Annotated in this window: 22 protein-coding genes and 1 tRNA gene; 14 read left to right on the top strand and 9 right to left on the bottom strand. The window is 65.8% G+C overall.

Features of this window, described 5'->3' with window-relative positions:
* Positions 1 to 129: 129 nt before the first annotated feature.
* The 4 genes from ACED67_RS00185 to ACED67_RS00170 all read left to right on the top strand — a co-directional run bounded on the left by ACED67_RS00185 (position 130) and on the right by ACED67_RS00170 (position 2,476).
* The gene (locus tag ACED67_RS00185; RefSeq protein WP_395539422.1) at positions 130 to 396 is read left to right on the top strand and encodes a YMGG-like glycine zipper-containing protein; all 267 of its coding nucleotides are present in this window, start codon (positions 130 to 132) and stop codon (positions 394 to 396) included.
* Positions 397 to 544: 148 nt separating this feature from the next.
* Entirely contained in the window at positions 545 to 1,270 is a 726-nt protein-coding gene (locus ACED67_RS00180; protein ID WP_395539421.1) for an energy-coupling factor ABC transporter ATP-binding protein, read from the top strand.
* The gene (locus tag ACED67_RS00175; RefSeq protein WP_395539420.1) at positions 1,264 to 1,866 is read left to right on the top strand and encodes an energy-coupling factor transporter transmembrane component T family protein; all 603 of its coding nucleotides are present in this window, start codon (positions 1,264 to 1,266) and stop codon (positions 1,864 to 1,866) included. Before ACED67_RS00180 ends, ACED67_RS00175 begins: the two co-directional genes overlap by 7 nt.
* Positions 1,867 to 1,933: 67 nt before the next feature.
* Positions 1,934 to 2,476, top strand: coding sequence for a biotin transporter BioY (locus tag ACED67_RS00170; protein ID WP_395539419.1), 543 nt, complete (start codon positions 1,934 to 1,936; stop codon positions 2,474 to 2,476).
* Between the two features lie 72 nt (positions 2,477 to 2,548).
* Here the strand turns inward: ACED67_RS00170 and ACED67_RS00165 are convergent, their stop codons facing one another.
* The 3 genes from ACED67_RS00165 to metF all read right to left on the bottom strand — a co-directional run bounded on the left by ACED67_RS00165 (position 2,549) and on the right by metF (position 4,761).
* Positions 2,549 to 3,313 (bottom strand): HpcH/HpaI aldolase family protein, encoded by a 765-nt coding sequence (locus ACED67_RS00165; RefSeq protein WP_395539417.1) that lies wholly within the window; start codon positions 3,311 to 3,313, stop codon positions 2,549 to 2,551.
* Positions 3,310 to 3,750: a type II 3-dehydroquinate dehydratase gene (gene aroQ / locus ACED67_RS00160; protein ID WP_395539416.1), complete on the bottom strand. Its 441-nt coding sequence runs from the start codon at positions 3,748 to 3,750 to the stop codon at positions 3,310 to 3,312. Before aroQ ends, ACED67_RS00165 begins: the two co-directional genes overlap by 4 nt.
* Before the next feature lie 141 nt (positions 3,751 to 3,891).
* Positions 3,892 to 4,761, bottom strand: a complete 870-nt coding sequence (gene metF, locus ACED67_RS00155) for a methylenetetrahydrofolate reductase [NAD(P)H] (RefSeq protein ID WP_395539415.1) — start codon at positions 4,759 to 4,761, stop codon at positions 3,892 to 3,894.
* Between the two features lie 88 nt (positions 4,762 to 4,849).
* Between metF and ACED67_RS00150 the strand changes: the two genes are divergently transcribed.
* Positions 4,850 to 5,761: a LysR family transcriptional regulator gene (locus tag ACED67_RS00150; RefSeq protein ID WP_395539414.1), complete on the top strand. Its 912-nt coding sequence runs from the start codon at positions 4,850 to 4,852 to the stop codon at positions 5,759 to 5,761.
* Positions 5,762 to 6,102: 341 nt separating this feature from the next.
* Here ACED67_RS00150 and ACED67_RS00145 read toward each other — a convergent pair whose 3' ends face one another.
* Both ACED67_RS00145 and ACED67_RS00140 read right to left on the bottom strand, forming a co-directional pair.
* Positions 6,103 to 6,447: a hypothetical protein gene (locus ACED67_RS00145; RefSeq protein WP_395539413.1), complete on the bottom strand. Its 345-nt coding sequence runs from the start codon at positions 6,445 to 6,447 to the stop codon at positions 6,103 to 6,105.
* Positions 6,448 to 6,564: 117 nt separating this feature from the next.
* Positions 6,565 to 7,044: a DUF1203 domain-containing protein gene (locus tag ACED67_RS00140; RefSeq protein WP_395539412.1), complete on the bottom strand. Its 480-nt coding sequence runs from the start codon at positions 7,042 to 7,044 to the stop codon at positions 6,565 to 6,567.
* A 273-nt stretch (positions 7,045 to 7,317) separates the two neighbouring features.
* On the opposite strand from ACED67_RS00140, the gene ACED67_RS00135 reads away from it, so the two are divergent.
* The 6 genes from ACED67_RS00135 to ACED67_RS00110 all read left to right on the top strand — a co-directional run bounded on the left by ACED67_RS00135 (position 7,318) and on the right by ACED67_RS00110 (position 12,581).
* Positions 7,318 to 8,838: an ATP-binding cassette domain-containing protein gene (locus ACED67_RS00135; protein ID WP_395539411.1), complete on the top strand. Its 1,521-nt coding sequence runs from the start codon at positions 7,318 to 7,320 to the stop codon at positions 8,836 to 8,838.
* 65 nt (positions 8,839 to 8,903) lie between these two features.
* A complete protein-coding gene (locus tag ACED67_RS00130; protein WP_395539410.1) occupies positions 8,904 to 9,626 on the top strand; it encodes a DUF1194 domain-containing protein in 723 nt (240 codons plus the stop codon).
* Positions 9,627 to 9,823: 197 nt separating this feature from the next.
* Positions 9,824 to 10,609 carry an inositol monophosphatase family protein gene (locus tag ACED67_RS00125; protein WP_395539409.1) on the top strand — a complete coding sequence of 262 codons (786 nt, stop codon included), beginning with the start codon at positions 9,824 to 9,826 and terminating at the stop codon, positions 10,607 to 10,609.
* A gap of 93 nt (positions 10,610 to 10,702) precedes the next feature.
* Positions 10,703 to 11,362, top strand: a complete 660-nt coding sequence (locus ACED67_RS00120; RefSeq protein WP_395539408.1) for an RHS repeat-associated core domain-containing protein — start codon at positions 10,703 to 10,705, stop codon at positions 11,360 to 11,362.
* A gap of 212 nt (positions 11,363 to 11,574) precedes the next feature.
* Complete coding sequence (locus tag ACED67_RS00115) at positions 11,575 to 12,198, top strand: hypothetical protein (RefSeq protein ID WP_395539407.1); 624 nt, start codon at positions 11,575 to 11,577, stop codon at positions 12,196 to 12,198.
* The gene (locus tag ACED67_RS00110; RefSeq protein WP_395539406.1) at positions 12,195 to 12,581 is read left to right on the top strand and encodes a hypothetical protein; all 387 of its coding nucleotides are present in this window, start codon (positions 12,195 to 12,197) and stop codon (positions 12,579 to 12,581) included. The genes ACED67_RS00115 and ACED67_RS00110 overlap by 4 nt, the downstream gene beginning before the upstream one ends.
* 16 nt (positions 12,582 to 12,597) lie before the next feature.
* On the opposite strand, the gene ACED67_RS00105 is transcribed toward ACED67_RS00110, so the two are convergent.
* Both ACED67_RS00105 and putA read right to left on the bottom strand, forming a co-directional pair.
* Positions 12,598 to 13,341 carry a rhomboid family intramembrane serine protease gene (locus tag ACED67_RS00105; protein ID WP_395539405.1) on the bottom strand — a complete coding sequence of 248 codons (744 nt, stop codon included), beginning with the start codon at positions 13,339 to 13,341 and terminating at the stop codon, positions 12,598 to 12,600.
* A 210-nt stretch (positions 13,342 to 13,551) separates the two neighbouring features.
* On the bottom strand, positions 13,552 to 17,010 hold the full coding sequence (gene putA, locus ACED67_RS00100) for a bifunctional proline dehydrogenase/L-glutamate gamma-semialdehyde dehydrogenase PutA (protein ID WP_395539404.1): 3,459 nt from the start codon (positions 17,008 to 17,010) through the stop codon (positions 13,552 to 13,554).
* Between the two features lie 104 nt (positions 17,011 to 17,114).
* On the opposite strand from putA, the gene ACED67_RS00095 reads away from it, so the two are divergent.
* Positions 17,115 to 17,576, top strand: a complete 462-nt coding sequence (locus ACED67_RS00095; RefSeq protein WP_395539403.1) for an Lrp/AsnC family transcriptional regulator — start codon at positions 17,115 to 17,117, stop codon at positions 17,574 to 17,576.
* A 67-nt stretch (positions 17,577 to 17,643) separates the two neighbouring features.
* Complete coding sequence (locus ACED67_RS00090; protein ID WP_395539402.1) at positions 17,644 to 19,407, top strand: methyl-accepting chemotaxis protein; 1,764 nt, start codon at positions 17,644 to 17,646, stop codon at positions 19,405 to 19,407.
* Between the two features lie 268 nt (positions 19,408 to 19,675).
* Here the strand turns inward: ACED67_RS00090 and ACED67_RS00085 are convergent, their stop codons facing one another.
* Positions 19,676 to 20,143 carry a MarR family winged helix-turn-helix transcriptional regulator gene (locus ACED67_RS00085; protein WP_395539401.1) on the bottom strand — a complete coding sequence of 156 codons (468 nt, stop codon included), beginning with the start codon at positions 20,141 to 20,143 and terminating at the stop codon, positions 19,676 to 19,678.
* A 130-nt stretch (positions 20,144 to 20,273) separates the two neighbouring features.
* Here ACED67_RS00085 and ACED67_RS00080 point away from each other — a divergent pair, with 130 nt between their 5' ends.
* Entirely contained in the window at positions 20,274 to 20,813 is a 540-nt protein-coding gene (locus tag ACED67_RS00080; protein ID WP_395539400.1) for a dihydrofolate reductase family protein, read from the top strand.
* Between the two features lie 349 nt (positions 20,814 to 21,162).
* Here the strand turns inward: ACED67_RS00080 and ACED67_RS00075 are convergent.
* Positions 21,163 to 21,250, bottom strand: a tRNA-Ser gene (locus tag ACED67_RS00075).
* Positions 21,251 to 21,253 lie beyond the last annotated feature (3 nt).

Raw genomic sequence — 21,253 nt, 5'->3', positions numbered from 1 at the left:
TGGCGGAACTGCGGCGGATTTCGCGCCCCTCTTGGGCCGGAACCCGCCGCCACAGGAAATCGTGATCACGGGGAACCGCAGCCCGGCTCATACGTTTGCTTCGTGAAACACGGCTTTACGAGGTACGCCATGAAATCCGCTTTTCTTGCCCTTCCCCTGATCGCCGCGATGGGCCTGTCCGCCTGTGTGGCGACCCCCGAGCAGAACACCGCTGTCGGCGCCCTGACCGGCGCTGCGATCGGGACGGCTGTCTCGGGCAAGGGGGACAAGACCCAGGGCGCGCTGACCGGCGCCGCGGTTGGCGCCATCGCCGGCACGATGATCGGCCAGACCAACCAGCCCGGCCAGTGCTACTATCGCGACGCCTACGGCAACCGCTACATCGCGGCCTGCTAAGACAGTGACATCGCGGGGCGGCGCGCAATCGCCGTCCCGCATCTTGCCTGCCCTCCCCTTTTTGTCTCAAGGATCAAGCTGGTCGTCCCGGCTTGGCAGACCTCCCCCGCCCCGTTATGAGGCGGGGGCTTTTCCTTGAGGATATCCCATGATCGCGCCGCCGCCCGCAAGCCAGAGCATCGTCATCGCCTCGGGCGCGGTCATGCTGGCTGGACGGCAGGCGCTGGGGCCGCTCGACCTGCATCTGACGGAACGGCGCATCGCCGTCATCGGCCGCAACGGCTCGGGCAAGACCACGCTTCTGCGGCTCATCGCGGGTCTGGTGGCGCCGGTCTCGGGCCAGGTCATGGTCGAGGGGGCGGACCTGTGGCGCGACCGCAAGGCGGCGCTGCGCCAGATCGGCATCCTGTTCCAGAACCCCGATCACCAGATCCTGTTTCCCACTGTGGATGAGGAACTTGCCTTCGGCCTGCGCCAGCAGGGCCACAGCAAGGCCGATGCTGCCGCTGCGGTGAGCGCGCTTTTGTCCGAAGAGGGCCGCGCGCATTGGGCGGGATTGTCGACCCAGGCGCTGAGCCAGGGCCAGAAACAGCATCTCTGCCTTATGGCTGTCCTGTTGATGCGGCCGGGAACGCTGCTTCTCGACGAACCCTTCGCCGCCCTGGACCTGCCAACGCAGGCGCGGCTGGCGCGGCGGCTCGAGGCCCTGCCCCAACGCCTGATCACCATCAGCCACGATCCGCGCGGCCTTTCGACCTGCGACCGGGTGCTGTGGCTGGAGGGCGGTGCCCTGGTGGGTGACGGGCCGCCCTCCACCCTCCTTCCCGCCTTCGAAGCCGAAATGGCACGGCTGGGCGGTCTGGACGAATGCTAAGCCTGCTCTCTCCTGTCGATACACCCTTTCACCGGCTTGCCGCCGGGTCAAAGCTCTTGGCCCTTTGCCTTTTCACCGCGCTTCTGGTGGCGCTGCGCACGCCTGCCCAGCTGGCGCTGCCTCTGGGTCTTGTCGCCGCGCTGTATCTCTGGGGGGGCGGCTGGCCCTTTGCCCGGCACGGGCTGCGGCTGTTGCGCCCCGTCCTGCCCTTTGTCGTCATGGTTGCGGCCTGGCATCTTTACACCGGCAACCCGCGGCTGGGCGCCGCCATCGCCTTGCGGCTGCTGACGGGTGTGGCGGCAGCAAATCTTTTCACCATGACCACGCGCCTGTCGGATATCATCGCCGTGATCGAGCGCCTTGCCGCGCCGCTGGCCCGGTTCGGCCTGCCGCCACGCGCCTTGGGGCTGGCCGTCGCGCTGGTGATCCGCTTCATTCCGGTGATGGGCGAACGGGTGGCGCGGCTGACCGAGGCCTGGCGGGCGCGCTCGGCCCGGCGGGCGGGCTGGCGGATCGTCCTGCCGGCGACGCTCGGGGCGCTAGACGATGCGGAACAGGTGGCCGAGGCCTTGCGGGCCCGAGGTGACGTAAGGTAATGCTGCATCTGCAGCAAATGTTCTGGCAGGATGGCCAGGCCTGCCGACAGAGGGAGAGAAGGCTGAAATGGAACGTAAACTTGCCTATCTGGCGCTTTTCGCGGCGCTGATCGCGATTCTGACGATCGTGCCGGCGGTGACGCTGCCGATTGGCGTGCCGATCACAGCGCAGTCCCTGGGCATCATGCTTGCGGGTGCGGTGCTGGGCGCGCGCCTGGGCTTTCTGGCCGTCGCCCTCTATGTGGCCCTGGGGCTTCTGGGCCTGCCGATCTTTTCGGGCGGCACCGGCGGTTTCGGCGTTCTGGCCGGTCCGACCGGCGGCTTCATCATCGGCTTCCCCTTCGCGGCTTTCGTGACCGGCCTTGTCGTCGAGAAGATGTCTGCGCCGGTGGGCGTGGCGACCTTTGTCGGCGCGGTTCTGGGGGGGATCGTGGTGCTTTACGCGCTGGGCATCGCTGGCCTGATGGTCAATGCCGGGATGGAGGCCAAGGCCGCGACGGTGGCCATGCTGCCCTTCGTGCCGGGCGATCTGGTCAAGGCGGTGCTGGCGGCATTCCTGGCGCAGGGCCTTGCCAAGGCGCGGCCGCAGGGCCTGCTGTCGCGGGCCTGAGCCTGCAGGGCCCTGGCGGCCCGGCTTGCTTTCCAAGACCCTGACCGGCCCCTATTGGGGCCGGTTTTCGTTTCAGAACTGCGCGCGAAGGGCGCGGACGCCCGCGGCAAGGATCGACATGTCGATGCCGACGGCGGTGAAGCGCGTGCCCCAGCCGATGCACTGGCGCGCAAAAGCCGGATCGCCGGTCAGGATGCCCGCAGGCTTGCCCGCCGCCACGATGGCCTTCACCGCGCGTTCGATCATCGCCACCACTTGCGGATGCCCCGCCTGCCCCGGAAGGCCCATCGAGGCCGCAAGATCCGAGGGGCCGATGAAGATTGCGTCCACCCCATCGATCGCCGCGATTTCCCCAATCCGGCCAACGGCTTCGGCGGTTTCCACCTGCACGATCAGGCACAGTTCCGCCTCGGCCCGCGCGACGTAATCGCCGACCGCGCCAAAGCGGCTGGCCCGCGTCATGCCCGAGACGCCCCGGAAGCCGCGCGGCGCATAGCGCATGGCACCGACGATGGCCCGCGCCTCTTCGGCGCTTTGGACATAGGGCACCATCACCGTCTGCGCGCCCATGTCGAGGACGCGTTTCATCAGCACCGGGTCTTGTCCCGCCACTCGCACCACCGCCGATCCCGGATAGGGGGCGACGGCCTGCAACATGCCCATCAGGTCGGGAATGTCGGTCAGGGAATGTTCGGTATCCAGAAGCACCCAGTCATAGCCCGCCGTTGCCAGCAATTCGGCCACGACCGGGCCGGGAATGGTGTTCCAGATGCCCAGAAGCTGCCGCCCCTCGGCCAGGCCCCGCTTGAAGCCATTCTCGGGAAGCGCGCCGGTCATGCCGCCACCAGCGTCTTCATGCGGCGCAGGGCCAGCAGATAGCCCTCGGTGCCGAAGCCGGCGATCACGCCTTCGGCGCGGGACGAAACGTAGGAATGGTGCCGGAAGGCCTCGCGCTTGTGGATGTTCGAGATATGGACCTCAAGCACCTTGCCGTCGAAAGCGTTCAGCGCGTCCAGGATGGCGACCGATGTGTGGGAATAGGCGCCGGGATTGATGATGATCCCTGCCGAATCCGCCCGCGCCGCCTGGATCCAGTCAACGAGCTGACCTTCATGGTTCGATTGCAAGGCCTTGATCTGCAAGCCAAGCTCGCCCGCCAGTGCCGTGCAGGACGTGACCACATCGGCCAGGGTTTCACGTCCGTAGACCTCGGGCTGGCGCTGGCCGAGAAGGTTAAGGTTGGGTCCGTTCAACAGGGTGATCAGCTTGGGCATCGGGCGCTCCTTTTCCGGGGCGAGATTAGCCGGAACCGCGCCGCCCGCCACAGGTAAAAAAAACGGCCCAGCGTCAGATGACGCCTGGGCCGTCAGGGAGACATCGGACCCCATCCCCTTGGCGGGGATGGGGAATTCGGGTCAGGCCACCTTTTCCAGCACCAAAGCGGGCTGGATGCCCAGGGCGCGCACCACCTCACGCGTCAGATGCGGGCGGTTCAGGGTGTAGAAATGCAGATCCTCGACCCCGCCTTCCAGCAGGCGGTCACAGAGCTGGGTGCAATGGGCGAGTGCATAGAGGTCCTCGCGTCCATCGGCGATGGCGCGGGTGAAGGCGTCGTCCAGCTTTTGCGGCACGGCGGAACCGCAGCGGATGGCGAATTTCCTGGCGCCTTCCCAGGACGTGATCGGCAGGATGCCGGGGATGATCGGCGCGGTGATCCCGGCCTTCACGCACAGGTCGCGGAAGCGGAAGAACGTGTCCGCATCGAAGAAGAACTGGGTGATGGCGCTGCTGGCACCGGCGTCGATCTTGCGCTTGAGGAAGGTCACGTCGGCGGCGGTGTCCGCGCTGTCGGGATGCGCCTCGGGATAGGCGCCGACGCGGATCTTGAACTTGCCGGTCCTGGCCAGCGTCTCGACCAGCTCGACCGAGGACGCGAAGCCATCGGGATGCGGCTCCCATTTCGCCGCGCCCTTCGGCGCATCGCCGCGCAGAGCGACGATTTCCGTCACGCCGGCGGCGGCATATGCATCAGCGATTTCAAGGGTTTCCGCCTTGGTCGCCGAGACGCAGGTCAGATGCGCCGCGACGTTCAGCCCGTAATTGCGATGGATCGTGGCTACGGCATCATGGGTAAGCTTGCGCGTGGTGCCGCCCGCGCCATAGGTGACCGAGACGAATTCGGGCTGCATCGGCGCCAGCGCCTGCACGGTTTCCCACAGCCGGAAGGACGCATCCAGCGTCTGCGGCGGGAAGAACTCGAACGAGATGCGCGGGGTCTTCGACATGATACGGCTCCTTGCTTGGCGCCTCTTGTGGCAGATTTGCGAATGTGAGACCAATTCATAATCCGCAGCATGATTATGAGATCGCCTCATGTACGTCGAAGTGAAGCACCTGCGCACGATCCGCGCGATCCAGCAGGCCGGGGGGCTGGGGCGGGCGGCGGAGATGCTGAACATGACGCAATCGGCGCTGTCGCATCAGGTGGCAGCGCTGGAAGACCAGGCGGGGATGGAACTGTTCGTGCGCCGGTCCAAGCCGATGCGGCTTTCTGCGGCCGGAATCAGGATGTTACGGGCCGCCGAGCGGATATTGCCCGAAATTGACGCGATGGAGGAAGAGTTCCGCGCCCTGCGATCCGGCAAGACCGGGCGGCTGCATATCGCCATCGAATGCCATGCCTGTTTCGACTGGCTTTTCCCGGTCCTGGAACTGTTCCGCCATGCCTGGCCCGAGGTGGATGTGGACATCCGCGCCGGGCTGGCTTTCGAGGCGATGCCGGCGCTGAACCGCGAGGAGGTGGACTTGGTCATCTCTTCGGACCCGGTCGAACTGCCGGGGGTCATCTTCAATCCTCTCTTCGACTACCTGCCCACCTTCGTCGCCCCGGCAGGCCATCCGAATTGCGGAAAACCCTTTGTTTCGGCAGAAGATTTCCGCGACGAGACGCTGATCACCTATCCGGTCGGGCGCGACAAGCTGGATGTCTTCACCGAGCTACTGACCCCGGCGAAGGTGGAGCCCCGGGCCCAGCGGACGGCCGAATTGACGGCGGTGATCCTGATGCTCGTGGGGTCGGGACGCGGGGTGGCGGTGCTGCCCGACTGGGTGCTGCGCGAGGTCAAGGGCAACCGCGATTACGTCACGCTGCCGCTGGGGCCGGGGAATATCTCGAAACGCCTCTACGCGGCGACGCGCGAGGAAGATGTCGCCAAACCCTATATGGCGCATTTCCTGCGGCTGGGGCGCAGCGAGCCGGTGAAGCTGCAGCGGGCGGCGCGGTAGCCTAGCACCCCATGGCATCGGCGCGGGGGCAAGGCGGGCCAAGGGCCCGGGAACGCTGGGTTTACATCCGGCTTTTGGGCGGTTTGCGGGGTCTTCTCACGGTCTTGCCACTGTCTTGCGAAGGTCTTCCGCGCGCGAGAGGTCTGGCGCGTTAACCAAGCACGCGAGACCTAAGACAACCATAAAAGGAACTCCACAAGCGACCCCTTATTTACCCGTTGTCTTCGCTTCCAACTCCCAAATACGTTGAACGACGACTGTTACTGCCATGGGATCGGCAAAGTGGCGCTCACCTCCATGATATCTAAGGGAGTAGTTTCCCAGGCTGGAATGTCCTGCAGCTAGCTGAGAGAAATGAAGTGGCCAGTTGAAACCGGCGTCAACTCCATTCGAGTTGGGAACTTTTTGAACTCATCAACGACAGCCTCGGCCTCTGCAAACAGCGTGGTGTGCACCTTCCACATGGCCATGATGTCATGGCCATAGGGCGAGTTTCTAAGTCTGTCCGGGACAATGCCCATCCGCATTAAACGGCACTTGGCAATTAGCTCGCAAGCAAAGCCCAGGAGCAAGCCCGATGCAGGAAGCCAACCGTCGTTCCCGTGTTTGGCGCTTTCGCACAGAAACGCTGCGCTTTGCAAAAAATCTCTAGCTCGGTTGGAGAAATTCCCCACATCTTCCGACATATTCGCATCCGCAATAATCAAAATCCCCAGCTATATAGCATAGTCGCCAGTGGTTATGGCGAGCACAAACACGATGCGCAACCGAATGTGCCTCAGCCCGAATCGCACTTGACGGGTTCACCCCCGCGTGACGCGAAGCTGGAAGCAGTTGTTGCGGGCCGAGCGGATGTCGACGAAGGCGATTTCGGGACGCGACAGCAGGTCGGCGGCGTAGGAGGCGACCTCGGCCTGCGGGGTAACGCGGCCGGTGCCGTAGCGGATGCGCTGGTCCTTGGTATAGCCCTTGAGCAGGAAATCGGGGCTGCGGGTCAGGATCGGCGGCACTGAGTCGCCCTGCCCTGCGCTGTCCCAAGCGGCGCAGTCGGCGCAAAGGAAGATCGGGCCGGTCTCGGCATAGGGTTGCAGCGCATCGAAGGGGCGATGGGCGAGGATCAGCATTTCGGCCCCCTCGGGCACGAAATCGAGGCAATGGCGGCAGGGGTTGCCCGCGCCCTCGGCCCGCACCCGTTCGGGCGCATTGCCATAGGCGTCGGGGCCACCGGCGCGCAGGGCCTGTACTTCGGCGGTGGGCAGCGGGTGGAAGCGGATCTTCGGCATGGCGGTCTCCTGTCGTCGCTGCCGCCCAGAGACCATGCGGCGGCACCCTGGGGCGATCCGATTCCTGCGCATTGCCGCTGCGGTCTTGACCGCGCCGTCCCCCGGCGGCATCTTGCGGCCATGATCCGGCTTCTCGACATGGAACTTTGCCCCGGCCCTGTTTCCGCCCTGCGTCCCCCGCAGGGCTGACCCGAGACGCATACCCGCTCAGGTCCGCCCGGAACCCCGGCGCTTTCGCGCGCCGCCCCTTTCCGCCAAACCGGACCTGTTGCCATGAGCCTTCTTGCCGTCAAGGATCTGTCGCTGACGCTTGGTCAGCCCCTGTTCACCGATCTTTCCTTTTCCCTAGCCCCGGGCGACCGGCTGGCGCTGATCGCGGCCAATGGCAGCGGCAAGTCGGCGTTGCTGGCCTGTCTGGCGGGCGGGCTTGAACCGACATCGGGCACGATCACCCGGGCGCGCGGGCTGGTTCTGGCGCATGTGCCGCAGGATCTGCCCGAAGCCTTGCTGCCTCTGAGCGTGGCACAGGCAGTGGCGGCGGCTTTGCCGAAGGAGGTGGTCGAGGAAGAAAGTTGGCGCGTCGATATCGCGTTGGACGATCTGGGCGTGCCGCAGGATCTGCGGGCGCGGCCCCTGACCGATCTGTCGGGCGGCTGGCAGCGCATGGTTCTGCTGGCGCGGGCGGCGGTCATGGAGCCGGACCTGTATCTGCTGGACGAGCCGACGAACCATCTGGATCTGGCGCGGATCGCCGGCCTTCAAGCCTGGATGGCCGCCCTGCCGCGCGCGACGGGGGTGATCCTCACCAGCCATGACCGCGCCTTTCTGGACGAGGGGACCACGCGCAGCCTGTTCCTGCGGCCCGAGGCGAGCCGCGTCTTCGCCCTGCCCTATGGCGCGGCGCGGGCGGCGCTGGACGAGGCCGATGCCGCCGATCGCCGCCGCTATGACAATGACCTTGCCCGCGCGGCGCAGTTGCGGCGGCAGGCGGCGAAGCTGAAGAATATCGGGATCAATTCTGGCTCGGATCTTCTGGTGGTGAAGACCAAGCAATTGACCGAACGCGCCGGGCGGATCGAGGCGACGGCGCGGCCCGCGCATCGGGACAGGGGCGCGGGGGCGATCCGGCTGGAAGCCTCCGACACATCGGCGCGGGCGCTGGTGACGCTGGACGAGGCCGAGATCCGCGCGCCGGACGGGCGGGTCCTGTTCCGCAGCGAGCGGCTGTGGATCGCCCCGGGGGACCGGGTGGTGGTGCTGGGGCCGAATGGCAGCGGCAAGACGCAGCTGGTGCGGGCGATCCTGGCGGCGGGGGCGCAGGGGCCGGTGCGGCGGGTGGCGGCTTGCGTGTTGGGCTATTGCGACCAGATGCTGTCGCAGCTTGCGCCGGGCGAGACGCCCTTCGCGCTGGTCTCGCGGCTAACGCAGGCCGATGCCACGGCACGCAGCCTGTTGGCCGGGGCGGGCATCATGCCCGATTGGCAGGGGCGGAAAGTGGCGGTGCTGTCGGGCGGGCAGCGGGCGCGGCTGGCGCTGCTAATCCTGCGGCTGCAACGGCCAAATTTCTTTCTGCTGGACGAGCCGACCAACCATCTGGACATCGAGGGGCAGGAAGCGCTGGAGGGCGAGTTGCTGGCGCAGGAGGCGGCCTGCCTGCTGGTCAGCCATGACCGCGCCTTCCTGCGCGCGGTCGGCAACCGGTTCTGGCAGATCGTGCCGGGCCGGCGCGGGGTCGCGATGTTGGACGAGGTCGACAGTCCCGAACCCTTCCTGCGGGCCGAAGCCGCGCCCTGAGCGAATTTCCCCCCGGACGCGCGCGAAATGCGCTAGGCTGGGCCCGTCGCGATGCGGAGGGACGGATGCGGTTTGCAGCCCTGGTCCTGACGGTCTGCCTGAGCCTGCCCCAAGCGGTGCGGGCCGAATGTCGGCTGGCGCTTGCGCTGGCGATGGATGTCTCGCGCTCGGTCGATGCCAAGGATTTCGCGATCCAGACCCAGGGTCTGGCCGATGCGCTTGAGGCGCCCGAGATCGAGACCGCCCTCTTCGCGCCGGCGGGCGATGTGGCGCTGGCGGTCTATCAATGGAGCGGCGAAGAGTATCAGGAGGTGCTGGTCGGCTGGACGGAAATCCGCGAACCGGCCGATCTGGGGCCGGTGGTGGCGCTGTTGCGCGGGCTGAAGCCGCCGGAGCTGCGCCTGAACACCGCGCTGGGGCGCGGGCTGGAATTTGGCCGCGATCTCTTGGCCAGCGCGCCCGCATGCGAGCGGCGCGTGCTGGATGTGGCGGGGGACGGGCGCAACAATGCCGGGCCCACGCCCGAGCGCATCTATGCCCTGGGCGGCTGGGAGGGGATCACGGTCAACGGTCTGGCCATCGGCAGCCATGAATTGCAACTGCCCGACTATTTCCACGCATCGCTGATCCGCGGCCCCGGCGCCTTTGTCGAACTGGCGCTGCGCCATACCGATTTCCCCCAGGCGATCCGGCGCAAGCTGCAACGGGAGCTGACCGAGGCGGTGGCGGCGCTGGATTGCCCTGAGGCGGCGGGGGGCGCCCCCCGATCCTGCCGGATCTTCCGGTGATCCCGCCCGCGGGGGCGGCGGCCCCCGCCAGCGCCGCGTGCGGCGGGCGCCAAACCCCGCGAAAAGCGGCTTCGGCATGGCCGGGGACGAGAGGCGGGAACATACCCGCCCTGCGATCGTGCAATCGGGATCCGGTGGGCTTTCCTTTCGCGGCTTTTGGCGCTAGGACGCCCGGCTGTAGCCCGAGGAGACGACCCATGCAGGGAAGCGCCAACCTGAACCTGATGATCAAGGCCGCGCGCAAGGCCGCGCGTTCGCTGGTCAAGGACTTCCGCGAGGTCGAGAACCTTCAAGTCTCGGCCAAGGGGCCGGGCGATTTCGTCAGCCGCGCCGACCGCGAGGCGGAGCGCCTGATCAAGGAAGAGCTGATGGGCGCGCGGCCGACCTATGGCTGGCTGGGCGAGGAGACCGGCGAGACGGCCGGGGCCGACCCGACCCGGCGCTGGATCGTCGATCCTCTCGACGGGACCACCAATTTCCTGCACGGCATGCCGCATTGGGGCATCTCGATCGCGCTCGAGCACAAGGGCGAGATCGTTTCGGGCGTGGTCTATGACCCGGCCAAGGATGAGATGTTCTGGGCCGAAAAGGGCGCGGGCGCCTGGCTGAACGACAATCGCCGCCTGCGCGTCTCGGGCCGCCGCCACCTGGCCGAAGCCGTCTTTGCCACGGGCATTCCCTTTGGCGCCAAGAAGACCCTGCCCGCCATGGTGCAGGATCTGGCCCGGCTGATGCCGGAATGTGCGGGCGTGCGGCGCTGGGGCGCGGCGTCCCTGGACCTCGCCTATGTCGCGGCGGGCCGCTACGAGGGTTATTGGGAGCGCGAACTGCAACCCTGGGACATCGCGGCCGGGCTTCTGCTGGTCAAGGAAGCGGGCGGAATGGTCTCGGGCCTGCGCGAGGGCCAAGAGCCCTTGGACGGCGCGCTGATCGCGGGCAACGAGGCGCTGTTCGAACCGTTCCGCAAGGTGATCCGGGGGTAAGGGCCGGTCGGGGGAAGGGCTTTCCCCGACTTCGGTGACCGATCTGCACCGCGACCACCTGGGCTCGGTCCGCGCGATCACCACGCCGGCGGGGTGAAGATCGAAAGCGCGGTCTACAAGCCCTTTGGCGAGCAGTCGGAATGGCTGTCACCCAGCCAGACCGCGCCCGAGACCAAGGGCTGGATCGGCGAGCGCTACGACGCCGATGCCGGGCTGCAATATCTGAACGCCAGGTATTACGACCCGGTGCTGGGCATGTTCATCCAGCCGGATTGGTTTGAAGTGACCATGCCGGGGGACGGGACGAATAGGTATGCGTATTCGTTCAATGATCCGGTGAATGGCCTCGACCCAAATGGAAATGAGATGTACGCTGAAGACGCAAAGGCCCTACCTGAAGACAAGAAAGAAGTAATCGAGAAAGATTTCGACAAGGCGCGGTCAACGCTAAAGGATAGATTGAAGGTTCTGGAAGAGATTCTTGCTGCCGGGGGAAGGGCTAAAACAAAAGCTCAACGCGCGGCTCTAGAAGATGTCGAAAGAGCTCTGGGAAACCCAGTAGGCGGCGTGTCAGGTGCAGATGTGAAGGCCGCCATAAAGGAAATGAAGAAGGCCCTAAAGGGCATAGGGGAGCGCGGATCTGGCGTCCTTGTTGGGTATGGCGGCCCCTCTCCAGAGAAAGGCGTTCTGGCATATGGCAAGCCCGGCGGAAGAGGAAAGATAACGGTGCATGACGACTATTTTTCAAAATAAAGAACGGCCTACGTGTTAGTCCACGAGTTGGGTCACGCCATTCTTGGCTTGACGGATCAGGTATCGGTTGCAATCTTGGCGCCAGATAAGGTAAACGTATTTTACAAATCAGCTTTGATAAGCAATGCCTATCGGTGACCACCCGTAGATGTCATTTCTCGCCTCGGAAACAAAACGAGAATAACAGATTCATTCACCTGCGCGGTAGGTCTATGCTAAAAATCAGTCGAACAGCATTATCCGTTTTGGTCATTTCAGGATGCGTTGAGCCTATCAACGCCAACAAGGACCTGCGACGCGAGGTACCCGCTGTCGGGGCTAACTCCGTCTCGTTTTTGCTTGATGGCGTTGCGATCTCAGATGATGGCACGCTAACGTTCTCGGCGACATTGAAAAACAAATCAGATGCGGATGTGTGCGTCTTGCCCGGGGATCCAATTGCATCTGGCATAGAGGTTTTTCATCGTCGGACCGGCTTTTTTGTTTCCGATCTGGGAGATGGAGACGTTTTTGAAGCCGATGCGTCTAGTACGGCTGGCCATAATTTTGATATATCTCCTGTCAAATTGGCCCCTGGCAAGATTTTGGCTTTTAGTTCTTCGATTAATCATTTCAATGGGAGCGTGTATCGTAACTCAGAGAATACTCTAGAGCCGGGAATCGTCACCGGGAAAAATCTCGATATTCGAGCGATGACTTTTATTTTCGACTGCGATTATAGAACTGCTCGTACGGCCCAGAGTAGTGGCGCATTTGTTGAAATCACTTCAAAATCTCAACCGTTGGGGGTGAATGGCGATAAGTTTGTTGGCGCTGAATTAAATGCTAATAATTGATTAAGGAAGATTCGAATCCGGAGCAGACAGCGTGCTTCGTTCATAGTGGGACGCCCAAGCGTGGCGGCTTCGCCCTCCTCCCCACCCTCGCCCTTCTCCTCCTCCTCGCCGCCATCACCCTCACCCTGCAATCCCGCAGCCAGACCTCCCTGCGCCTCCTCTCCCGCCTCACCACCGATCTTCACGACCGCGCCGCGCAGGATGCGTTGACGGATCGGCTGCGCGGGCTGGTCGGCGATGCGATGGCCAGCCCTCAGCCGCTGCCAGGACGGCCGCGGCTTGACGGGACTCCCCACGCGATGGATTTGGCCGGCCAGAGCTGGCAGGAGCGGGTGCAGGATATCGAGGGGCTGGTCGACCTTTACCTCGCCGCGCCCGTCTGACCGAAGCATTCTGCGCCTATCGCCGTGGCACGCGGGGGATCGAGCTGCGCGACAGCGTATAGTTCGCCTGCGGATGCGGCGGCTGGCCATGGGTTGCCTGCCAATATCCCCCTGCCCCGCGCCGCAGCCAGATGGGCAGGGTCAGCGCCAGTCCGGCGATGAAGCCGCCGATATGGGCGAAATAGGCCACGCCGCCTTCGGCCGTGGGCGTGGCGAGACCCGAGAAGAGCTGGATGCCGAACCAGATGCCCAGGATCAGCCAGGCGGGCAGCGCGAAGATGCGGAAGAAGATCACGATGATGATCAGCACATCGACCTTGGCCTTGGGAAACAGCAGCAGATAGCCGCCCATCACCCCGGCCACCGCCCCCGAAGCCCCGACCATCGGCACCGGCGAGGACGGATCGGGTGCGATCTGCAACCCCGCCGCGGCGAGGCCCGAGACCAGGTAAAAACCGGCAAAACCCAGATGTCCCATCTGGTCTTCGAGATTGTCGCCGAAGATCCAGAGAAACAGCATATTGCCCGCCAGATGCATCCAGCCGCCATGCAGGAACATATGGGTGAGCAGGGTCTCATAGCCCTCGCCCGCCATCAGCCGCGCGGGCACGAGGCCCCAGGTCATGTAGACGCGGGCAAGCGCGTAGTCGGACTGGGCCGCGGGGAAATAGGCCAGAAAGATCAGCACATTCGCCGCGATCAGGGCGAGCGTGACATAGGGCCTGCGCCCGGAGGGATTGTGGTCGCGGATCGGAAACATGGCAGCGAGAGTTTCCGATCGCCGCCCTGCGGTCAAGCCTTGCGGCGAAGGGAGACAGGGTTGCCGTTGCAGGGGGGCCAGCGCAACAGCCTGCGCCCTCCCCCGGACTATATAAGGCCGAGATGAAGAGCCCGGGCGGGCAGGCTTCAACTTGGTCTTAAATACCCCGCCGGGGACCCCGGCCCGACAGGCGCGCGACGGCGGGGCCGTTCAGCCCTGCCCCACTTCGGCCAGGAGCCGCGCATTGCCGCCGGCGGCGGTGGTGTCGATGCAGACATGGCGTTCGAGAAGCGCATGGGCGGCATCGGGCGCACCGCCGATCAGCGGCAGGATCGGGCCGGGGCGGCTGGCCAGCGCCCTGGCATAGGGACGGCCCGCGCTGTCGCCACCCCACCACAGCGCGCCGGAGAAGCCCTGGGCCGTGGCAAGGGTTTCAGGCGGCAGGCCGGGGGCCTCGATCGCCGTGCCGCCCAGGGCGCGGATCGCCTCGGCCTGGGCCAGAGCGGCGGCGGCGCCGGGGCCGAGACAGAGGACGGGCGTCCGGGCGCTGGCATGGAGGCGGTTCGATTCGCCAGTGGGGCCGGGCAGATCGAGCGGTTCGGGGTCCGGCGACGTGGCCGCGGTGGCAAGACGGGCCGTCACCTGCGCCGCGGTCACCGGCTGGCCTTCGGGACCGGCATGGGGCGGCGCCGGGGCACGGGTGAAGCGGGCGAGGTAATGCGGGCCGCCCGCCTTGGGACCCGTGCCCGAGAGGCCCTCGCCGCCGAAGGGCTGGCTGCCGACCACGGCGCCGATCTGGTTGCGGTTGACATAGATATTGCCGGCATGGACGCCCTCGACCACCTGCTGCACGGCGGTGTCGATGCGGCTGTGGAAGCCGAAGGTCAGGCCATAGCCGGTGGCGTTGATCGCCTGCATGACTTTGGGCAAATCGCCCGCCCTGAAGGTGGCGAGGTGCAGGACGGGGCCGAAGATCTCGCGCGGGAGCGCCTCGATCCCCGCGACGCGGATCACCGTGGGCGCGATGAAATGGCCGGTCGCGGGGGCGGTCAGTTCCTTGAGGAGACGGCCTTCCTTGCGGGCCGTGGCGATATAATCGGCGATGCCGGCCTGCGCCTCGGCGTCGATGACGGGGCCGATATCGGTGGCAAGCTGCCAGGGATCGCCAAGGGACAGTTCCTCCATCGCGCCGAAGAGCATGTCGGAAATCGGCCCGGCCACGTCTTCCTGCAGATAGAGGCAGCGCAGCGCCGAGCAACGCTGGCCCGCGGACTGGAAGGCCGAGGCGAGGATGTCGCGCACCGCCTGTTCGGGCAGCGCGGTCGAGTCGACCACCATGGCGTTCAGCCCGCCGGTTTCGGCGATAAGCGGGGCGGTCGGGTCGAGATGTTCGGCCATGGCGCGGCGGATCGCCTGGGCGGTCTCGGTCGAGCCGGTGAAGGCCACGCCGGACAGGCGCGGATCGCGAGTGATCAGCGCGCCGACCGTGCCGTCGCCGGGCAGAAGCTGAAGCGCGGTGACGGGAACGCCAGCACGAAGCAGAAGGTCGGTGGCCAGGGCGGCGATGAGCGGTGTCTGTTCGGCGGGCTTGGCGAGGACAGCATTGCCCGCGGCCAGAGCGGCGGCGATCTGGCCGGTGAAGATTGCGAGCGGGAAGTTCCACGGGCTGATGCAGGCGAAGATGCCGCAGGCCGGATGGGCAAGCGTCGCGGTCTGGGCGGCGTAATAGCGCAGGAAATCCACCGCCTCTCGCAGTTCCGAGACGGCATCGGCCTGGGTCTTGCCCGCCTCGCGCGCCAGAAGGGCGAAGATGGCCCCGGCCTCGGCTTCGTAAAGATCGGCGGCGCGGCGCAGGGCTTCGGCGCGGATCTCGAGCGTGGCGGCCCAGGGTTCGGCCAAGCGGAAGGCGGTGTCGACATCCGCCGCGCTGGCGGTGAGGGCAAAGCCGATCCGGGCGCCGTTGGCGGGGTTCAGGACCGGCAGGCGCGGTCCTCCGGCCATGCGGCCCGCCAGACGGGGGGCGGCTTCGGCCTCGGCCTGCGCATGGGGTGCGCGGGCATCGTTCAGATGGTCAAGATCAGCCAGGTCGGTGAGGTCCCAGCCCTGCGAATTGCGCCGCGCCGGAAAAAGCGCGGCGGGCGGCGTGACGGCGGGGTTTGCGATGGGCGAGACGGTTTCCATGAAGGCCAGAGGACAGGCGGCGACCTGTTCTGGGGTCACGTCCTCATTGACGATCTGGTTGACGAAGCTGGAATTGGCGCCGTTTTCCAGCAGGCGGCGGACCAGATAGGCCAGCAGGTCGCGATGCGCGCCGACAGGGGCGTAGATGCGGCAGCGCGTCCCGCGCTCGGCCAGGATCAGGTCATGCAGGCGTTCGCCCATGCCATGCAGGCGCTGGAATTCATAAGAATTCGGGCCGATGCCCATGGTCTTGGCCATATCCAGCACGGCGGCGACGGTATGGGCATTGTGGCCGGCGAATTGCGGGTAGATGCGGTCGGTCAGCGCCAGGAGCTTGCGGGCGTTGGCGATAAAGCTGACATCGGTCGCCTGCTTGCGGGTGAAGACCGGGAAGGAGGCAAGGCCCAGCACCTGCGCGCGCTTGACCTCGGCATCCCAATAGGCGCCTTTCACCAACCGGACCATGATCTTGCGGTCAAGCCGTGTCGCCAGCGCGTGCAGCCAATCGATCACCGCGCCGCAGCGGCGGCCATAGGCCTGCACCACGACGCCGAACCCGTGCCAGCCCTTGAGCGCCGGATCGGCCAGCGTGGCCTCGATCACGTCGAGCGACAGGGCCAGCCGGTCGGCCTCTTCGGCATCGATGTTGAGGCCGAGGCCCGCCGCTTTCGCAAGGCCGCAGAGGGCGCGCAGGCGGGGGACAAGTTCCTCCATCACGCGGGCGCGTTTCGCCACCTCATAGCGCGGATGAAGGGCCGAGAGTTTGACGGAAATGCCGGGGTTTTCGGCGACCTCCCTGCCCTTGGCGGCACCGGCGATGGCCGTGATGGCGCGGCTATAGGCCAGATGGTAGCGGCGGGCATCGGCTTCGGTCCGCGCCGCCTCGCCCAGCATGTCGTAAGAATAGCTGTAGCCTCGCTTTTCCTGTTCGGCGGCACGGGCCATGGCCTTTTCGATCGTCTCGCCCAGCACGAACTGGCGGCCCATTTCCTTCATCGCGCGGGTGACAGCGGTGCGGATGACCGGCTCGCCCAGCCGTTTCACCGCGGCCTTGAGATGCCCGACAACGCCCGGCTCGCGCTCTTCGAGCACGCGGCCCGTCAGCATCAGCGCCCAGGTCGAGGCATTGACGAGGGACGAGGCCGAACGGCCCAGATGGCGGCCCCAATCCGACGGCGCGATCTTGTCTTCGATCAGCGCATCCATGGTTTCGGGATCGGGCACGCGCAAAAGTGCCTCGGCCAGACACATGAGCGCGATGCCTTCGTCGGTCGAAAGCCCGTATTCGGCGAGGAAGACCTCCATCAGACCCGGCTTCACGCTTGCACGGATGCGGGTAACAAGGCCCGCGCCGGCGGCCGAGATGCGGGCGCGGTCGTCGGGCGAAAGCGCCGCTTCGCCGATCAGGCGCGCGACCAGCGCGGCTTCATCGGCCAGGGCATTGTGGGTGATCTGGGACCACGGGGTCGGAGCGGCGGAATCGGGCATGGGAAACCTCTTGCGATGACATCAGGATACGACCGAATTCGCGGGCGGTTCGCCCGAAGATATGGCATATGGCGGGCGTTGCGCCGCATTTGGGGACATAGTCTATGCCGAACGACCTTCCCGAACTCGACCGTTTCGACCGGGCGATCCTGCGCGTTCTGGCCGCCGAAGGGCGGATCAGCGCGGTCGAACTGGCCCGGCGGATCGGTTTGTCGAAATCGCCGACCCAGGCGCGGATGAAACGGCTGGAGGAGACGGGGGTGATCGCGGGCTATCGCGCGCTGCTCGACCCGGTAAAGACGGGCCAAGCCCATGTCGCCTTTGTCGAGGTGCGGCTGTCGGACACGCGCGAGGCGGCCTTGCAGGCCTTCAACAAGGCGGTGGTGATGGTGCCGGAAATCGAGCAATGCCACATGATCGCCAGCCGCTTCGACTATCTGCTGAAGGTGCGGACCGGCGATATCGCCGATTACCGCCGGGTGCTGGCGGAACGGATCAGCGCGCTGCCGCATGTGGCCCAGACCTCGACCTATGTGGCGATGGAGGCGGTGAAGGATTCGGGCTGAAGCCGCGTTTGCGATTTCTTAGCGTCTTGGGCGGCATTCTCCGGCCGTCTTTGCCGGGAGATGCGAGATGCTGCGGACGCTTTCGATCAAGTCCTACCTGCGGATTGCCAGCGGCCTTGCCATGGCCGCCATCCTTCTGACAGCCGGGCTGGGCCTCGTCAGCATGTGGAAAAGCAATGCCGGGCTGATCGGCCAGGGCAATGCCAACAGCGCGATGCGCGAAAGCATGCTGATGGACATGCTGCATGACGGAATCTATGCGGGCGTGTCCAGCGCCCTGCTGTTTTCCCAGCGCAATGACCAGGAACAGGTCAAGTCCTCGGTCGAGGAGATCCTGCAAAACACCGCCCTGATGCGCGACACGCTGACCAAGCTGCAAGCCACGCCGCTGCCCGCCGACCAGCAAAGCAAGGTGGCCGCCGTCTCCGATGACGTCGCGGCCTATATCGCCTCGGCCGACAAGGTTGCCGGCGAGATCGGGGTGGATGTCCAGAAGGCCATGGCCGATCTGCCCGCCTTTTACGCCGCGTTCGAGGCGCTCAAACTGTCGCTCGGCGATGTCGCGGGGTCGATCGAGGATTATGCCCATAGCAGCGGGGCCGAAGTGGCCGGGCTGAACCGCACGCTGATGCTGGTGCTGCTTTGCGCTTCGGTCGCGACGATGCTGCTGGTCGCGCTGGGCAATCGCAAAGTGACCGCCGGGATCACCCGGCCGATCGACCGGCTGCGCGGCTCGCTGGGCGCGGTCACGCAGGGCGATTTCTCGGTGCGGATCGGGGCCATCACCCGCGATGACGATATCGGCGCCATCGCGCGTGACATCGACAAGCTGACCGAGACGGTGGGCCGCGCCCTGGCCGCGCAGGAGGAACAGCAGGCCGCGAGCCGCGCGGTGATCGCTGCCCTGGGCGAGGGACTGCGCGATCTGGCGGCGGGCGATCTGACACGACGCCTGACGCGGCATTTCGGCACCGATTACGAACCGCTGCGCCGCGATTTCAACGAGGCGATGGACCAGCTTGCCGTCCTGATCGCCGGGCTGGTCGGGGCGGGAGACAAGATTCACCGCATGAGCGAAGACATCAGCCGCGCCTCGAACGAATTGTCGCAGCGCGCCGAATCGCAGGCGGCCACCCTGGAGCAGACCGCCGCCGCGCTGGAGGAGATGACGGCCTCGGTGCGCTCGGCCTCGGAAAACGCGCAGGAGGTCGAAAAGGCGATGGTCGAGGCGCGCAGCGAGGCCGAGCAGAGCGGGCGGATCGTGGCGGGTGCGGTGGGCGCGATGAACGAGATCGAGACCTCTTCGGGCCAGATCGCCCAGATCATCGGCGTGATCGACGACATCGCCTTTCAGACCAATCTTCTGGCGCTGAATGCCGGGGTCGAGGCGGCGCGGGCGGGCGAGGCAGGCAAGGGCTTTGCCGTCGTCGCCTCGGAAGTGAGGGCGTTGGCGCAGCGTTCGTCGCAGGCCGCGAAAGAGATCAAGACGCTGATCGTCACCTCGACCGAGCAGATCCATCGCGGGGTCGCCCAGGTGAATGCCACTGGCAGCGCGCTGAATTCGGTCGTCACCCAGGTGGCGCGGATGGCGCAGCTTGTGTCATCGATCGCCACCGGCGCGGCGGAACAGTCGCAGGGCCTGTCCGAGATCAATTCGGGCGTCTCGGCGTTGGACCGGGTGACACAGCAGAATGCCGGCATGGCCGAAAAGGTCGGCTCGGCCAGCCAGGAGCTGAACAGCCAGGCGGGCGGGCTCGCTGGCGCGGTGGCGCGGTTCCGGGTCGGGGATGGGCCAGAGGCCGGGGTCGCGGCAGTGCGGCGGGCGGCCTGAGCGCCGTCGCGTCGCGGTGCCAGGACGCCGGAGAGGGAGGAGGCGGGCCCAGATCCCGGCCCGCAACAGCCCTTCCTGCCGGGCGGCCCCGTCAGGCCGGATCGCGGGTCCGCCGCTGCGGCCGCGCTTCTGAACGTGCCGCACCCGCCTTGGCTGCGTATCTTCCGGGCGAAAACGGCGCATGTCCCGAGCTTGGTCATCGCGGATCACGCCTGGCGAAAAATCACGGACCAACCACGCAAAAATCGTGCCGGCGATGGGCGACAGATCAGACCCCGTCCGGCGGGGATGATCCGCTCTCCTGCAGCGCCCCCATCGACCTGCGGAGATCTGCAGCCGAGGCGAGGTCTGCTTCGAGGCGGGCATGCTCTTGCCGCCAGATCGGGACAGCTTTTGCCACAAGGTCGCGCCCCTCTTGCGTCAATTGCGGCCGTCGAGCCCGGGCGTCCTCCTGATCGATCTCGAACAGGATCAGCCCGCGTCGTTGCAGGGTTTTGGCCGCGGCGGTCATCGTCGAAGTGTCCATGGCCAGGAATTCGGCAAGCTCACCCAGACGCGGCCGCCAAGCGCCGCACAACGCGACCATCAGCGAGAACTGGCCGTTTGTCAGGCCCAGCGGCGCGAAAAGACGGTCGAACCGCCGCGCGAGAATGCGTGCGGCCCTGTTTGTCGCCAGACAGAGGCATCGATCCCGCACGTCATGGACCGTTTCGGTCGGAAGGGTTGCTTCTGTCATATTAATTTGATATCAAAACAAATTCGCCAAGTCCAGACCGATCACCGACTGCGTCCATCGCCGGGGGACCACAGACTGAAGGACGCGCCCCTCAGGCAAACAGGACCAAAGCCCGGAAAGCAAAGACACAATGGCAAAATTTGTCTTCGGAATGAACCAGTCGCTCGACGGCTATATCGATCACGAGAATTTCCCGCCCAGACCGCTGCCAAAACTCTTCCAGCACAATATCGAGAGGATCGGCGCCATCGCCGGGAGCCTCTATGGACGGAAAGTCTACGAAGCCATGCAATATTGGGACGAGGACCGGCCCGAATGGGACCTTGCCCAGCACGCGTTCGCGCGGGCCTGGCGCGGTCAGCACAAATGGGTCGTCTCAAGCCGCCTGACCTCGATCGGCCCCAATGCGACCCTCGCCGGAAGCGATCTGGAGGCTACGGCGCGGTCGCTGAAGGCCGAAATCGACGGTGTGATCGAGGTCAATGGACCCACGCTCGCACAAGGGCTGACGGAGCTTGGCCTGATCGACGAGTACTGGATGTACCTCCACCCCTGCGTGCTGGGTTCAGGAACGCCCTTCTTCAAGGGGCCGAGGCCGGGCCTTCGCCTGAAGTCGCATGAGGTGATCGATGCGGACGTCGTCCGGCTGGTCTATCTGCCCGAGCTCTAGCGTTCCATAGGGGCATGCCATTGCCGCATGGCTCGATATAGGCCTGAAATTGGCCGCCAACGGGATGATTGTGCCTGCGCCGAGCAGGTCGGCCTTGGACGCTCCCAGTACCTCGGATCGCCGGCCATGAGTATTTTTACGCTAGGCAGCGGCTCCTATGCCCCTATCAGCAAAGCCGTACGGAAACATCCCAGCATTGATCGGCGGCATCGGCGTGCCATGCGCCCTGAATCTGGCGTTCCGGGTTCGAAGCGACGGCGGCAGCGGGGCGACGACGTACTTGCGGCACGTATCGCCGCCGAGACATCCGCCCACATGGCGCGCGCCGTCGGCCGAACCCTCGGGCAAGTGGCGGAAGGGGTGGGATTCGAACCCACGGATGCTTGCGCATCGCCGGTTTTCAAGACCGGAGCAATCGACCACTCTGCCACCCTTCCGAT

The organism is Neotabrizicola paludis, from assembly GCF_044142105.1.
Classification (GTDB): domain Bacteria; phylum Pseudomonadota; class Alphaproteobacteria; order Rhodobacterales; family Rhodobacteraceae; genus Pseudogemmobacter.
The sequence above is the reverse complement of the archived record's forward strand: the minus strand, read 5'-3'. Positions and strand labels throughout refer to the sequence as shown.